The sequence below is a fragment of the Microbacterium sp. ARD31 genome, from assembly GCF_031844425.1.
Genome location: NZ_JAUZVE010000093.1, coordinates 1 through 15,418, shown reverse-complemented (window position 1 = coordinate 15,418; position 15,418 = coordinate 1). Strand labels below are relative to the sequence as shown.

Below are 15,418 nucleotides of genomic sequence, written 5' to 3'. Positions count from 1 at the left end.
TGTCGTGTAGTCATCCGGGCGCTGGATTGCGACCGGGTTTCTACGGGGATGTTGTCAGTGTAGTTGACGTGACGATATTCAGTTTGGGCGGATGCCGGGGGCCGGGCCCCCGGCATCCGAAGAACGAGTGTTACTCGCCCTTGGTCTTCTGGACGATCTCGTCGGCCACCGCGCGCGGGACCTCGGAGTAGCTGTCGAACTCCATCGCGTAGACCGCGCGGCCCGAAGTCTTCGAGCGCAGGTCGCCGATGTAGCCGAACATCTCCGACAGGGGGACGAGGGCGCGGACGATCTTGATGCCCGCTCCGTCCTCCATCGACTGGATCTGGCCACGACGCGAGTTCAGGTCGCCGATGACGTCGCCCATGTACTCCTCGGGAGTACGGACCTCGACGGCCATCAGCGGCTCGAGCAGCACGGGGCTGGCCTTGCGGACAGCCTCCTTGAAGCCCATCGAACCCGCGATCTTGAACGCCATCTCGGACGAGTCGACGTCGTGCGACGCGCCGTCCATGAGGATCGCCTTCACGCCCACCATGGGGAAGCCGGCGAGCACACCGACCTGCATGGCGTCCTGGAAGCCCTGGTTGGTCGGCTCGATGTACTCGCGCGGGATGCGGCCACCGGTGACCTTGTTCTCGAACTCGTACGTCTTGTCGGCCGTGACCTCGAGGGGCTCGAGCGCGAACTGGATCTTCGCGAACTGGCCCGACCCACCGGTCTGCTTCTTGTGCGTGTAGTCGTAACGCTCGACGGTCTTCTTGATCGTCTCGCGGTACGCGACCTGCGGCTTGCCGACGTTCGCCTCGACGCGGAACTCGCGCTTCATGCGGTCGACGAGGATGTCGAGGTGCAGCTCGCCCATGCCCTTGATGACCGTCTGACCGGTCTCGGGGTTGAGCTCGGTGCGGAAGGTCGGGTCCTCTTCGGCGAGCTTCTGGATGGCGACACCCAGCTTCTCCTGGTCGGCCTTGGTCTTCGGCTCGATCGCGACCTCGATGACGGGCTCGGGGAACGTCATCGACTCGAGGACGACGGGCTCGTTCGGGTCGGCGAGGGTGTCACCGGTGGTGGTGTCCTTCAGGCCGATGACCGCATAGATGTTGCCCGCGGTAACCGCGTCGACCGGGTTCTCCTTGTTGGCGTGCATCTGGAAGATCTTCCCGATGCGCTCCTTCTTGCCCTTGGTCGAGTTGATGACCTGCGCGCCCGAGTCGAGCTGACCCGAGTAGACGCGGATGTAGGTCAGGCGACCGAAGAACGGGTGCACGGCGACCTTGAAGGCCAGCGCGGCGAACGGGTCGTTGGCGTCGGGGTGACGCTCGATGACCTTCTCCTCGTCCTTCGGGTCGTGCGCCTCGATGGCGGGCACGTCGAGGGGCGACGGCAGGTAGTCGACGACCGCGTCGAGCATCGGCTGGACACCGCGGTTCTTGAACGCGGAGCCGCAGAGCACGGGGTAGAGCTCGCCGGCGACCGTCATCTTGCGGATGGCGCCCTTGATCTCGGCGATCGTGAGCTCCTCACCACCGAAGAACTTCTCGAGGAGCTCCTCGTCGCTCTCGGCGACGGTCTCCAGCAGCTGCTGGCGGTACTCCTCAGCGCGGTCCTTGAGGTCGGCGGGGATCTCCTGAACCTCGTACTTGGCGCCCATGGTCACGTCACCCTTGGCGTCGCCGGGCCACACCAGTGCGCGCATCTCGACGAGGTCGATGACGCCGACGAAGTCGTTCTCGGCACCGATGGGCAGCTGCAGCACGAGCGGCTTGGCGCCGAGGCGCTTCACGATCGTGTCGACGGTGAAGTAGAAGTCCGCGCCCAGCTTGTCCATCTTGTTGACGAAGCAGATACGGGGGACGTCGTACTTGTCGGCCTGACGCCACACGGTCTCGGACTGGGGCTCGACGCCCTCCTTGCCGTCGAAGACGGCGACGGCACCGTCGAGGACGCGGAGCGAGCGCTCCACCTCGACCGTGAAGTCGACGTGACCCGGGGTGTCGATGATGTTGATCTGGTTCTTGTTCCAGAAGCAGGTGACGGCGGCCGACGTGATCGTGATGCCGCGCTCCTTCTCCTGCTCCATCCAGTCGGTGGTCGAGGCGCCGTCGTGGGTTTCGCCCAGCTTGTGGTTGACACCCGTGTAGAAGAGGATGCGCTCGGTCGTCGTCGTCTTGCCGGCATCGATGTGCGCCATGATGCCGATGTTGCGGACCTTGTTGAGGTCGGTGAGCACTTCTTGTGCCACGGGGTGTCCTTACGTGTAGTGACGGATGTCGCGGGGCGACCGGCCGGGGGTGACCCGGCCGGTCGCCGAGGTGCTGATTACCAGCGGTAGTGCGCGAAGGCGCGGTTCGACTCGGCCATCTTGTGGGTGTCCTCGCGGCGCTTCACCGCGGCACCGAGGCCGTTCGAGGCATCCAGGATCTCGTTCTGGAGGCGCTCGGTCATGGTCTTCTCACGGCGACCCTTCGCGTACGAGACGAGCCAGCGCAGCGCGAGCGTGTTCGCGCGGTGCGGCTTGACCTCGACGGGAACCTGGTAGGTCGAGCCACCGACGCGGCGGCTCTTGACCTCGAGGGTGGGGCGGACGTTGTCGAGCGCCTTCTTGAGCGTCGCGACGGCGTCCTGGCCGTTCTTCGCCTCGACACCCTTGAGGGCGTTGTAGACGATGGCCTCGGCGATGGACTTCTTGCCGTCGACGAGGATCTTGTTCACCAGCTGGGTGACGATCGGAGCACCGTAGACCGGGTCGTTGACGACGACGCGGCGGGGTGCGGGTCCCTTACGAGGCATCTAGCTCAACCCTTCTTGGCGCCGTAGCGGCTGCGAGCCTGCTTACGGTTCTTGACAGCCTGGGTGTCCAGGGCGCCGCGGACGATCTTGTAACGCACACCGGGGAGGTCCTTCACACGACCACCGCGGACGAGCACGAGCGAGTGCTCCTGCAGGTTGTGGCCCTCACCGGGGATGTAGGCGGTGACCTCGGTCCCGTTGCGGAGCTTCACACGGGCGACCTTGCGCATCGCCGAGTTCGGCTTCTTGGGCGTGGTCGTGTACACGCGGGTGCAGACACCCGCCTGCTGCGGGTTCGCCTTCAGGGCGGGCGCCTTGGTCTTCGAGACCTTGGGCGAGCGACCCTTGCGAACCAACTGCTGAATGGTTGGCACGTTCTCTCCTTGTCGATCTGCGCGCGGCTCGCGCCGGGCACAGGTGCTGCACGGTGACAGCGTTCGTGGTTTCACCACAGATCCATCTGCACGCCGCGAGCGCGACGAACGGGAGTGATGGATATGCCGTGGGGGTGGCCTGTTCGCAGGCCCTGTCCCTGGTGCGCTCGCCTCGCCTGTCCCGTGCCGGGGCACGTCGCATGGCGCGCGTGTGCGCACACCCGATCAATGATACGCGGGATGACGAAGTCGGGTCAAACGAGGGCGGACTTCACCGCGAGTGCTCAGGTGCGGATCGCCGTCGGTCAGGAACCGGCATCCGTCCGCTGCAGTCGGAGCGCCGCATCGCCGAGGAGGAACCGATCGGCGACCTCCGCCGCCCCGCCCGGCTCGACCTCGACGTCCGTGCCGAGGGGACTGGGCAGCAGGATGCCGTTGGTCGACCCCAGATCGACGATGCGCCACACCTCGCCGCGCCGCTCGAGACGGGCATGGGTCTTCGACACGGTCCGCGTCGGGTCGGCGATCGCAAGGAGCTGGGCACGCGGATGCGCGGGGTCGGCGACGGGGTTGCGCCCCAGGATGACGACGTCGCCCGACAGGTCGGCGGTGGAGCCGTCGGGGAGCACGAGTCCCCACCGCGCGTGCCCGCGACGCACGACGACGGTGCGCTCGAGGTCTTCGCCCCACGGCGCGGGGGCCGATTCCTGCTGCTCGCGCTCCTGCGCCGAGACCGAGGAGCTCGCCGACACGGGAGCGCCCGCGGCCGGCGAGCCCGGGATGGCGGACACCTCACCGGTCAGCTCGGGGAAGACGTCGCGTTCGTCTCGGTCGGCGCCGAACGCCGGCGGACGGAGACGCGTGACGGGCGCTTCGTCGCGCCCCGGCACCGACGAGATGATGCCCGGCGCGGCGGCGACGGGAGGGCTCGCGTCGCGGGGCGCGTGAGGCGCGGCCTGCGGCGGGAACGGCGCCTGCGGCGGAGTCGTGGACGTGTCGGCGACTGCCGGCAGCGCGCTGCCGGAACGCATCGTCGGCGTCGGAGCGGTGGGGTCGGGCTGCTCCCCCGTCGCCCCCGGCTCGGCGCCGAGCGTCGACGCATCAGCGGGAGCCGCTGCCGCGGAGGTCTGCGGCGCCCAGGGCTGGGGCGCGACCGGTGACGCCGGGGCGGCCGCAGGACCCGGCCGCGCATCGTCACCCGGCGCAGGGGCGGGCGCCGGGAAGGGTGGCGGCGGCACCGGCGCGCCGAAGTCCGTCCCGAGGGATCCGAACGGCGCGTAGGGAGGCGACGCGGGCCGCGCCGCCGGATCGGGATGCAGATGGGCGGGGCGCGCGCCGCGCCACTCGGCAGGACCGAACCCCACGATCGTCGCCCAGACCGGGAACAGGAGCGCCCCGACGACGGTCATCCCGCCGCCGTAACCGAACCCGGGGTTCAGCCGGTGCACGGTCAGGATCAGGAGGATCCAGACGGCGATCGGGCCGACACCCGGCACGAGGACGAGGAGGGTGAGCCACATCGAGAATCCGCCCCAGCGCAGCAGCACGCCGATGTTGAGGAGGGGCACCCATGCGCGCCAGGGCTCCTCGCCCATCTTCCGGAAGGCGGCCGAGAGCGCCAGGGCGACCCACACGTACACTGCCGCACCGAGGACGAAGGCGAGCAGTCCCAGGACGACACCCGCACCGCTGTCGACACCCGTGATCATCCCCCCACCCTAAGTGAGCAGGATCGGCCCCCGCGGAAGGGAGCGGAGCCGCGTCAGACCCCGGGAAGACCGTCGCCCGAATCGAACGGGGCGTCGAGCGACCGGGTCAACTCGTCGAGCAGTGCCGCGATCTGGGGCTCGACGTACTGGGCCACGGCCGTCTGGATCCGGAGGCGATGCCGCAGCAGGATCGTGCATACCTCGCGCCCCACCATGCTCGCGTACTCGTCGGCGAGGCGGACCTCCTGACGGAGCGCCGCCTTCGCGTCCTCGGTGAGCGGAGGGAGCGCGGGCACCGCGGCATCCGCTTCATCCGCCAGACCCGCGATCGTGAACAGGAAGGGGGCGCCGGGGACGGGATCCGGGTCCATCGGCAGGCCGTCGAATTCCGGCTCGAGCCCCTCGGCGGGCCGGTAGGTGCGGGACCGGTTGCGGTCGGCCTGCTGGTCGAGCTCGGCCTGCAGCATCGGGAGGTTGCGTGCGGTGTAGTGCGCGACGGCGTTGTCGACGATCGTCTTGATCCGGGTCGACAGACCGTGCTGCACCCCGTGCGGCACGTCGGACCCGAGACCCGCCGCCGAGAGGACGGGAGACCCGAGGCACCGCCGGCAGGGAGCGACCCGGCCGCGGTGCGTGGCCGGCTCCCAGCGCGGCAACCAGCGCAGCCAGGCCTCGACGGCCTGGTCCACCTGCGTCTCGAGCGAGCGCTCCACGGCTCCATTGTCGCGGAGATCCGCGTCGATCGGGGCATTTGCGCCGTGCCGGATGCCGTCGCCCGTCACTCCTCGTCGTCGGCGCGCTCCCACGGCCACTGCGGTCTGCTCGCCCGCGTGCGCCCGAGCGCGATCCCGGCCCACGCCGCGACGGCCGCGGTCACCGCCAGGACGAGGAGGTACCACGACACCGCGAAGTCGCCGACGGCACCGACCGCCACCGCGGGATCCGCCCCCGTCAGGATGCCGCCGGCCGCGATCCCGACGAGATAGGCGGCCAGCGTCGCGGCCGCCACCCAGAGCGCCCCGACGTAGCGGCCGCGGCGGATCGCTCCGTATCCGGTGGCCGCGAAGACGAGTGCCGCGAGGAGCATCGCCGTGATCCCGGCGCCCTGGCCGAGCGCCGGCTCGGCGAGGACGTCGGTGTCGGTCAGCAGGCTCGTGAAGCCGAAGCCGAAGATCGCGAGCGCCGCGAATCCGATCGTCGCGAAGAACGCGGCGATCGGCGGCGCGACACCGGGGGACGGCGACACCTGCCGCGGCCGCCTGTCAGTACTGCTGGAGCTGCGGTCCGGCCTCGAGCGTGCGCTCGTACTCGCGCTGGGCCTCGTCGTTGAGCTCGGTCACCCGACGACCGCGACGCGCGACCCAGGCACCGAACCACACCGTGATCTCGCGACCGAGGACGAACGCGATGACGGCGAGCGGGGCGAGGAGCTGCTCCCCCATGAGCTGGGCAGCCTGAGACGGCGCGATCGACCAGAACGGTGCCTGGAACAGCTGGCCGAGCAGGTGACCGCCGTAGGCTGCGGCGCCCACGAGCAGCCCGAAGACCACCCACAGACCCCAACGACCGCGGTTGATGAAGGCGCCGAGGATCCAGAAGCCCAGGAAGAAGACCGCCACCGGCACCCAGAACGCCCAGGTGGTGAGGATCTCGAGGGTGCGGCTGCCGAGGTCCGCGAGCGCGATCGGCTCGTCGAGCGCTGCAAGACCGAGCGTGGCGGCCAGGTAGAGGAGCGCGAACACCAGCGCGGCGACCAGACCGATGGCGCCGGCGGCACCGCGGTTGCCGCGTGCGCGCGGTGCCTCGGGGGCCTGCACGAAGATCGGCTGCTGCGAGTAGACCGCTGTGGGCGCGCCTGTGGCGGCGGGCTCGCTCGAGGTCACCGTCGTCGGGGTCTGGTCGGCGTGCGAGTAGGCCGCGGTGGCGACGGCCGGGGCCGCCGCAGCAGCGGCGGGAGCCGCGGTCGTGGCGGGCTCCGGGGCGTCATCGTGGCGCGCGGGCGCGTCGACGACGTCGGTGTGGGCGGTGGATGCCTCGGAGTCCGTCTCCGTCGCCGCCGGACGGTACAGCGGCTCGCTCTCGACGGCAGAGGCCGTCACGGGCGCGTCGGGCTCGCTGTACTTGCCGTAGTCGATCGACAGGTCCGAACCGCGGTCGGTCGCGGTGAAGTCCGCGTCACCGCGACGGCGGTCCTCGGTGGTGCGCGAGGCGGCCTCGGCCTCGGCGAGGCTGTCGTTGGCGCTGCCGACGACGTGGTCGACGTCGCGGGGCTCGCCGGTGGACGTGGGCTCCTCGACGGGCTCGCCGTAGGCAGGCTCGCGCGTCGGTTCATTCCGCTCGCCGAACTGGGGGTCGCTCATGGCGGTGTCACTCCTCACGCGGAGGCGTGCGCCACCGCTGCTGCGAGCGTATCGTCGGCGCCCGGACCCGCCGCGGAGGCGCCCCGACGTGTCTCGACGCCGCGTCCGGGTCGAGACGTATCGTGGACCCCATGTCGAGCCGACGCCCCCGCATCCGCCGTGCGCTCGTCGGCGCCCTCGCCGCCCTCACCCTCGCAGGCGCCGTGACGGCCTGTGCCCCCGAGCCCGACGCGGTGCCGCCCGCGCCGACGGATGCGGCATCCGGAACCCCCAGCCCGACCGTCACGCCCGTCGCCATCGCGGAGTTCCCGTTCGGCCCGTCGACCTCGACCACGCCGCTGCCGAAGGACTGCGAGAGCATCCTGACCCCGGGCATCCTGGACACCCTGCAGGGCATCCCGCTCAACGCGCCGGGCATGGGCGGCGGCATCCGACCCGACAGCAGCCGCGTGTGCGTGTGGGCCGACCCCGGCGCGAGTCGCACGAGCCTCGTCACCGTCGTCGGCTACTCCCCCGAACGCGAGGCGCGCGATGCGCTCTACCTGCTCGGTGTCGACGAGGGCTACACCTGCTACGAGCCGGACGAGGGACTGCGGTGCGAGAAGAGCGGCACCGACGAGCTCGGGCTCCCCGTCGGGCGCACCGTCTACTGGCGCGACGGGGTGGCGATCGACACGCAGTACTCCAACCTCGCACCCCAGGGGTACACGGCAGCGATCGTCCGGTCGATCTGGGGCTGAGCGCTCAGCCTGCGCGGGACCAGACGGCGGCGGCGACGCCGTCCGCGTAACGGGTCGGGTGCCACGCCTGCTGCGACGTCGAGACCCACCGGCCGCCGCCGGCCTCGATCGTCTCGAGAAGGTCGCCGTCGGTGCGGGAGCAGCGGACCCGGTCACCCTCGGGACCGCACTCGAACCCGAGCGGCGGGAGCGCAGCCGTCGCGATGGCCCCGGCATCCGGAGGCACCGTCGCGACCGTCGTGGAGATCTCTCCTCGCCCAGAGGTCCAGGTGCAGGTGACGATCACCTGCGGCTCGAGGGCGGCGACGACGTCCGAGGCCGTCGACACCGGCGCATCCGTCGAGGCGACCATCTCGGCGCCCTCCGTCCAGCGCAGACCCGCCCACGCCGCTTCGTTGTAGAGGTCGCGACAGCCGAGAGGTGCCGAAGTCGGAGCAGCGGATGCCGTGGGTTGCGGCACACCGGCCGCCTCGGCGATCCACCGCGACGCAGCCGGGAACATCGGCACGGCGAGGACCAGCAGCGTCACGACGATCGCCGCGCTCACCACGCCGACGAACCACGCGAAGCCGGCGTTGCGCCCTCCCACCCGTGCCATGCGTCCCAGGGTAGCGGCCTCCGGCTCCCTGCCCCGCGGATACGACGCCGAAGGCCCCCGGGAGATCCCGGGGGCCTTCGGTCAGACGATCACACCTCGATCAGTTGTTCTCGCGACTTCGTCGCTCGACAACTTCAATCGGCTCGGCCGAGCGAGCAAGCTCGCTCGTCTCTCACCTCAATCAGTTGTAGCTGCCGGGGGTGAAGTCGTCGGTCGAGAAGCTGTCGAAGTCGACGTAGCTCAGGTCGGCGTCGCTGTACGCGCCGTCCGAGGCGAAGATGCGGTTGGGGTACCGCTCGCTCTTGGCCTCCTCCGTCGCCTCGACCACGACGTTGCGGTACTTCGCAAGGCCGGTGCCGGCGGGGATGAGCTTTCCGATGATGACGTTCTCCTTGAGGCCGACGAGCGGGTCGCTCTTGCCCTCCATGGCCGCCTGCGTGAGGACGCGGGTGGTCTCCTGGAACGACGCGGCCGACAGCCACGACTCCGTCGCGAGCGACGCCTTCGTGATACCCATCAGCTCGGGGCGACCCGAGGCGGGACGCTTGCCCGCCGCGACAGCCTCGCGGTTCATCTGCTGGTAGCGCTTGAAGTCCACCAGCTCACCGGGCAGCAGGTCCGTCTCGCCGTGGTCGACGACCGTGACCTTGCGCAGCATCTGGCGCACGATGACCTCGATGTGCTTGTCGTGGATCGGCACACCCTGCGAGCGGTACACGCCCTGCACGCCGCCGACGAGGTACTTCTGCACCTCGCGGGCACCCTGCACGCGCATGACCTCCTTGGGGTCGAGCGTTCCGACCTGCAGCGGCTGACCGACCACCACGCGCTGGCCGTCCTCGACGAGGAGGGTGGCGCGCTTGAGGACCGGGTAGACGTGCGGCTCGTCGCCGTTGTCCGGGGTCAGGATGACCTTCTTGGCCTTCTCGGTCTCATCGATCTTGATGACACCGTCGGCCTCGGCGATCGGGGACGCACCCTTGGGGGTACGAGCCTCGAACAGCTCCTGGACACGGGGCAGACCCTGGGTGATGTCGTCCGCCGATGCCGAACCACCGGTGTGGAACGTACGCATCGTCAGCTGGGTACCGGGCTCACCGATCGACTGGGCGGCGATGATGCCGACGGCCTCACCGATGTCGACGAGCTTGCCGCTGGCCAGCGAACGGCCGTAGCACTTGGCGCACACACCGACGGCGGAGTCACAGGTGAGGACCGAGCGCACCTTGATGCTCTCGATGCCACCGGCGACCAGCTTGTCGATGAGGACGTCACCCACGTCGTCGCCGGCCTCGGCCAGGACGGTGCCCTGCGCGTCGACGACGTCGGCGGCGAGGGTACGGGCGAACACCGAGTTCTCGACGTTGGCGTCACGCACGAGCGTGCCGTCGGTGCCGGGAGCGGCGATCGTGAACTCGAGACCCTTGGTCGTGCCGCAGTCCTCCTCGCGGATGATGACATCCTGCGAGACGTCGACGAGACGACGCGTGAGGTACCCCGAGTCGGCGGTACGGAGGGCCGTGTCGGCCAGACCCTTACGGGCACCGTGCGTCGCGATGAAGTACTCCGCCACCGACAGACCCTCGCGGTACGAGGAGATGATCGGACGGGGGATGATCTCACCCTTGGGGTTGTTCACCAGGCCTCGCATACCCGCGATGTTGCGGATCTGCAGCCAGTTACCACGGGCACCCGAGCTCACCATGCGGTTGATGGTGTTGTCGGCCGGGAAGTTGTCCCGCATCGCCTTCTGGACCTCGTCGGTCGCCTCGGTCCAGATCTTGATGAGCTCCTGACGACGCTCGGCGTCGGTGGTGAGACCCTTCTCGAACTGGCCCTGGACCTTCGCGGCCTGCTTCTCGTAGGCGGCGACGATCTCCTTCTTGTTCGGCGGCGTGAGGACGTCGCTGAGGGCGACGGTCACACCCGAACGGGTGGCCCAGTAGAAGCCGGCGTCCTTGATCCGGTCGAGGGATGCCGCGACCTCGGTCTTCGGGTACTCCTCGGCCAGCTTGTTGACGATCTGCGACAGCTTGCCCTTGTCGGCCTGCTCGCGGACGAACGGGTAGCCCTTGGGGAGCGTGTCGTTGAAGATCGCCTGACCCAGCGAGGCATCCACCAGACCGTGGCGCTCGTAGCCCTCGGGCGCTTCGCCCTCGAGGAACGTCAGACCCGGGACGCGGATGCGGACCTTGGCCTGCAGGTCGAGGGTGCCCTCGTCCTTGGCCAGGATCGCCTCGCCGACGGAGCCGAACACACGACCCTCACCGGCAGCACCCTCCTTGATGGTCGTCAGGTGGTGCAGACCGATGATCATGTCCTGCGAGGGCAGGGTCACCGGGCGGCCGTCCGACGGCTTGAGGATGTTGTTCGAGGCGAGCATCAGCACGCGGGCCTCGGCCTGAGCCTCGACCGACAGCGGCAGGTGCACGGCCATCTGGTCACCGTCGAAGTCCGCGTTGAAGGCGGCGCAGACGAGCGGGTGGAGCTGGATGGCCTTGCCCTCGACGAGCTGCGGCTCGAACGCCTGGATGCCGAGACGGTGCAGCGTGGGCGCACGGTTCAGCAGCACGGGACGCTCGCGGATGATCTCCTCGAGCACATCCCAGACCTCGGGACGGGTGCGCTCGACGGCACGCTTGGCGGCCTTGATGTTCTGCGAGTGACCGAGGTCGATGAGGCGCTTGATCACGAACGGCTTGAAGAGCTCGAGCGCCATCTGCTTGGGCAGACCGCACTGGTGCAGCTTCAGCTGCGGGCCGACGATGATGACCGAACGGCCCGAGTAGTCGACGCGCTTGCCGAGCAGGTTCTGGCGGAAGCGACCCTGCTTACCCTTCAGCATGTCGCTGAGGGACTTGAGGGCGCGGTTGCCGGTACCCGTGACGGGACGACCGCGGCGGCCGTTGTCGAACAGGGCGTCGACGGCCTCCTGCAGCATCCGCTTCTCGTTGTTGACGATGATCTCGGGGGCACCGAGGTCGATCAGGCGACGGAGACGGTTGTTGCGGTTGATCACGCGACGGTACAGGTCGTTCAGGTCGCTGGTGGCGAAACGGCCACCGTCGAGCTGGACCATGGGACGCAGCTCCGGCGGGATCACCGGGACGACGTCGAGCACCATCGAGGCCGGGCTCATGCCGGTCGACAGGAACGAGTTGACGACCTTGAGGCGCTTGATCGCACGGATCTTGCGCTGGCCCTTGCCCTCGGAGATCTGCAGGTGCAGCGACTCGGCCTCGGCGGCCAGGTCGAACGCCTCGAGGCGACGCTTGATCGACTCGGCGCCCATGTAGGCCTCGAAGTACTGACCGAAGCGGTCCTGCAGCTCCTGGAAGATGTCGTCTTCCTGCTTGAGCTGACCGACCTCGAGATTGCGGAACTCGTCCCACATCCGCTCGAGCTTGGCGACCTGCTCGTCGCCGCGCTTGCGGATGGTGGCCATCTCCTTCTCGGCGGCGTCCTTGGCCTTCTTCTTCTGGTCGGCCTTGGCGCCCTCCGCCTCGAGGGCGGCGAGCTCGTCTTCCAGCTTCTGCAGGCGGTCGGCGACGCGGGCGTCGCGACGGTCGGCGATGTTCTTGATCTCGAGGCGGAGGTTCGCCTCGTGGGTCGGCAGGTCGCGGTGGCGTGCGTCCTCGTCGACCGAGATCACCATGTAGGCGGCGAAGTAGATGACCTTCTCGAGGTCCTTCGGCGCCATGTCCAGCAGGTAGCCCAGGCGCGAGGGGACGCCCTTGAAGTACCAGATGTGGGTGACGGGGGCGGCGAGCTCGATGTGGCCCATGCGCTCACGACGGACGGAGGACTTGGTGACCTCCACGCCGCAGCGCTCGCAGACGATGCCCTTGAAGCGGACGCGCTTGTACTTGCCGCAGGCGCACTCCCAGTCGCGGGACGGTCCGAAGATCTGCTCTCCGAAGAGGCCGTCCTTCTCGGGCTTCAGCGTGCGGTAGTTGATGGTCTCGGGCTTCTTGACCTCGCCGAAGGACCAACGACGGATGTCGTCGGCGGTGGCGAGACCGATACGAAGCTGATCGAAGGTGTGTGACTCGAGCACTGATTCTCCTGTGTCGGAATTCTGTTCGTTGCCGGTGCGGGTCAGATCTCGTCGATCGACGTCGACTCGAACCGGGTGGAGATGTTGATGCCGAGCTCCTCCGCTGCGCGGAAGGCCTCGTCGTCACTGTCGCGCAGGTTGACCTCGGTGCCGTCGGCCGAGAGGACCTCGACGTTCAGGCAGAGGGACTGCATCTCCTTCATGAGGACCTTGAACGACTCCGGGATGCCGGGCTCCTGGATGTTCTCGCCCTTGACGATGGCTTCGTAGACCTTGACGCGTCCCACGATGTCGTCGGACTTGATCGTCAGCAGCTCCTGCAGTGCGTATGCGGCACCGTAAGCCTCGAGCGCCCAGACCTCCATCTCACCGAAGCGCTGGCCACCGAACTGGGCCTTACCGCCGAGCGGCTGCTGGGTGATCATCGAGTAGGGGCCCGTCGAGCGTGCGTGGATCTTGTCGTCGACGAGGTGGTGCAGCTTCAGGATGTACATGTAGCCGACCGAGATCGGAGCCGGGAACGGCTCGCCGGAGCGACCGTCGAACAGCTTCGCCTTGCCCGAGCTGTCGATGAGACGCTCGCCGTCGCGGGTGGGGTTCGTCGAGTCGAGCAGACCCGCGATCTCCTCCTCGAACGCACCGTCGAACACCGGGGTCGCGACCTTCGTGCCGGGCGCGGCCTCGCGGGCCTGCTCGGGCAGCTTCGCAGCCCACTCGGGCGAACCGTCGACCTTCCAGCCCTGCTTGGCGACCCAGCCGAGGTGGGTCTCGAGGACCTGACCGAAGTTCATTCGACCGGGGATGCCGAGCGGGTTCAGCACGACGTCGACCGGGGTGCCGTCCGCGAGGAAGGGCATGTCCTCGACGGGCAGGATCTTCGCGATGACACCCTTGTTGCCGTGGCGGCCGGCGAGCTTGTCACCGGCGGTGATCTTGCGCTTCTGGGCGATGTAGACCACGACGCGGCGGTTGACGCCCGAGCCGAGCTCGTCGTCGCCGTCCTCGGCGTTGAACTCCTTGACGGCGATGATCGTGCCCTGCTCGCCGTGGGGCACCTTCAGCGAGGTGTCACGGACTTCGCGGCTCTTCTCGTTGAAGATCGCGCGGAGCAGGCGCTCCTCGGCCGACAGCTCGGTCTCACCCTTGGGCGTGACCTTGCCGACGAGGATGTCGCCGGGGCGAACCTCGGCGCCGATGCGGATGATGCCGCGCTCGTCGAGGTCCTTCAGCAGGTCGGGGCTGACGTTGGGGAGGTCACGGGTGATCTCCTCCTTGCCGAGCTTGGTGTCGCGAGCGTCGACCTCGTACTCCTCGATGTGGATCGAGGAGAGCGTGTCGTTCTTCACGAGCTCCTGGCTGAGGATGATGGCGTCCTCGAAGTTGTGACCCTCCCACGTCATGAAGGCGACGAGGAGGTTCTTGCCGAGGGCGAGCTCGCCGTTCTCCGTGGCGGGGCCGTCGGCGATGACCTCGCCGACCTCGACGCGGTCGCCGGCCGAGACCACGACGCGCTGGTTGTACGAGGTGCCCTGGTTGGAGCGGTCGAACTTGCGCAGGAAGTAGTCCTGCGTGCCGCCCTCGTCGAGCTGGACGGTGACGACGTCGGCCGAGACCTCGGAGACGACACCGGCCTTCTCGGCGGTGAGGACGTCACCGGCGTCGATGGCCGCGTAGCCCTCCATACCCGTACCGACGATCGGCGACTCGCTGCGCAGCAGCGGGACGGCCTGACGCTGCATGTTCGCACCCATGAGGGCGCGGTTCGCGTCGTCGTGCTCGAGGAAGGGGATGAGGGAGGTCGCGACCGACACCATCTGGCGCGGCGAGACATCCATGTAGCCGATCTCATCGACCGGGAACAGGTCGACCTCGCCACCCTGACCGCGACGGGCGAGGATGCGGTCGTTGACGAACGTACCGTCGGCGTTGAGCTCGACACCGGCCTGCGCGACGACGTAGTCCGCTTCTTCGGCGGCCGTCAGGTAGTCGATCTGGTCGGTGACCTTGTTGCCCACGACACGGCGGTACGGCGTCTCGATGAAGCCGAACGCGTTGATGCGCGCGAACGATGCGAGCGAACCGATGAGGCCGATGTTCGGGCCTTCCGGGGTCTCGATCGGGCACATGCGGCCGTAGTGCGAGGGGTGGACGTCACGGACCTCGACGCCGGCACGCTCACGCGAGAGACCACCGGGGCCAAGCGCCGAGAGGCGACGCTTGTGGGTCAGACCCGCGAGCGGGTTGTTCTGGTCCATGAACTGCGACAGCTGCGAGGTTCCGAAGAACTCCTTGATCGCGGCCACGACGGGACGGACGTTGATCAGGGTCTGCGGCGTGATCGCCTCGATGTCCTGCGTGGTCATGCGCTCGCGGACGACGCGCTCCATGCGGGACAGACCGGTGCGGACCTGGTTCTGGATGAGCTCGCCGACGGCGCGGATGCGACGGTTGCCGAAGTTGTCGATGTCGTCGACGTCGAGGCGGATCTCGGCGGGCTTGCCGGCGCGGACGCCGTCGTAGCTGACGTCACCGCGGTGCAGGCGGACGAGGTACTTGATCGTCGCGACGATGTCCTCGACGGTCAGGACCGAGTCGCTGAGCGGCTTGTCGATGCCGAGCTTCTGGTTGATCTTGTACCGACCGACCTTGGCGAGGTCGTAGCGCTTCGGGTTGAAGTAGAAGTTGTCCAGCAGCGCGCGGGCGGCCTCGGCGGCGACCTGCTCGCCCGGACGGAGCTTGCGGTAGATGTCGCGGAGCGCGTCCTCCTTGGTGAGGATCGTGTCCTTC

General features: G+C 68.7%; 11 protein-coding genes. 1 reads left to right on the top strand and 10 read right to left on the bottom strand.

Annotated elements, in window-relative coordinates:
* Nucleotides 1–130: 130 nt before the first annotated feature.
* The 7 genes from fusA to Q9S36_RS50170 all read right to left on the bottom strand — a co-directional run bounded on the left by fusA (nucleotide 131) and on the right by Q9S36_RS50170 (nucleotide 7,236).
* A complete protein-coding gene (gene fusA, locus Q9S36_RS50200) occupies nucleotides 131–2,245 on the bottom strand; it encodes an elongation factor G (protein ID WP_308210394.1) in 2,115 nt (704 codons plus the stop codon).
* Nucleotides 2,246–2,322: 77 nt separating this feature from the next.
* Nucleotides 2,323–2,793 carry a 30S ribosomal protein S7 gene (gene rpsG / locus Q9S36_RS50195; protein ID WP_018187368.1) on the bottom strand — a complete coding sequence of 157 codons (471 nt, stop codon included), beginning with the start codon at nucleotides 2,791–2,793 and terminating at the stop codon, nucleotides 2,323–2,325.
* A gap of 5 nt (nucleotides 2,794–2,798) precedes the next feature.
* Nucleotides 2,799–3,167 (bottom strand): 30S ribosomal protein S12, encoded by a 369-nt coding sequence (rpsL, locus tag Q9S36_RS50190; protein ID WP_018171438.1) that lies wholly within the window; start codon nucleotides 3,165–3,167, stop codon nucleotides 2,799–2,801.
* 305 nt (nucleotides 3,168–3,472) lie between these two features.
* On the bottom strand, nucleotides 3,473–4,876 hold the full coding sequence (locus Q9S36_RS50185; protein ID WP_311292211.1) for a DUF5684 domain-containing protein: 1,404 nt from the start codon (nucleotides 4,874–4,876) through the stop codon (nucleotides 3,473–3,475).
* 53 nt (nucleotides 4,877–4,929) lie between these two features.
* Nucleotides 4,930–5,589 (bottom strand): hypothetical protein, encoded by a 660-nt coding sequence (locus Q9S36_RS50180; protein WP_064003465.1) that lies wholly within the window; start codon nucleotides 5,587–5,589, stop codon nucleotides 4,930–4,932.
* A 65-nt stretch (nucleotides 5,590–5,654) separates the two neighbouring features.
* On the bottom strand, nucleotides 5,655–6,122 hold the full coding sequence (locus Q9S36_RS50175) for a hypothetical protein (protein WP_311292210.1): 468 nt from the start codon (nucleotides 6,120–6,122) through the stop codon (nucleotides 5,655–5,657).
* 16 nt (nucleotides 6,123–6,138) lie between these two features.
* Nucleotides 6,139–7,236 carry an ABC transporter gene (locus Q9S36_RS50170; RefSeq protein WP_311292209.1) on the bottom strand — a complete coding sequence of 366 codons (1,098 nt, stop codon included), beginning with the start codon at nucleotides 7,234–7,236 and terminating at the stop codon, nucleotides 6,139–6,141.
* 131 nt (nucleotides 7,237–7,367) lie between these two features.
* Between Q9S36_RS50170 and Q9S36_RS50165 the strand changes: the two genes are divergently transcribed.
* The gene (locus Q9S36_RS50165) at nucleotides 7,368–7,976 is read left to right on the top strand and encodes a hypothetical protein (protein WP_253036096.1); all 609 of its coding nucleotides are present in this window, start codon (nucleotides 7,368–7,370) and stop codon (nucleotides 7,974–7,976) included.
* Nucleotides 7,977–7,980: 4 nt separating this feature from the next.
* On the opposite strand, the gene Q9S36_RS50160 is transcribed toward Q9S36_RS50165, so the two are convergent.
* The 3 genes from Q9S36_RS50160 to Q9S36_RS50150 form a co-directional block, all read right to left on the bottom strand.
* Nucleotides 7,981–8,574, bottom strand: a complete 594-nt coding sequence (locus tag Q9S36_RS50160) for a hypothetical protein (protein WP_311292208.1) — start codon at nucleotides 8,572–8,574, stop codon at nucleotides 7,981–7,983.
* A gap of 181 nt (nucleotides 8,575–8,755) precedes the next feature.
* Nucleotides 8,756–12,631 carry a DNA-directed RNA polymerase subunit beta' gene (rpoC, locus tag Q9S36_RS50155; protein ID WP_311292207.1) on the bottom strand — a complete coding sequence of 1,292 codons (3,876 nt, stop codon included), beginning with the start codon at nucleotides 12,629–12,631 and terminating at the stop codon, nucleotides 8,756–8,758.
* Nucleotides 12,632–12,672: 41 nt separating this feature from the next.
* On the bottom strand, nucleotides 12,673–15,418 hold a 2,746-nt coding region (locus tag Q9S36_RS50150; RefSeq protein ID WP_311292206.1), incomplete at its 5' end, for a DNA-directed RNA polymerase subunit beta.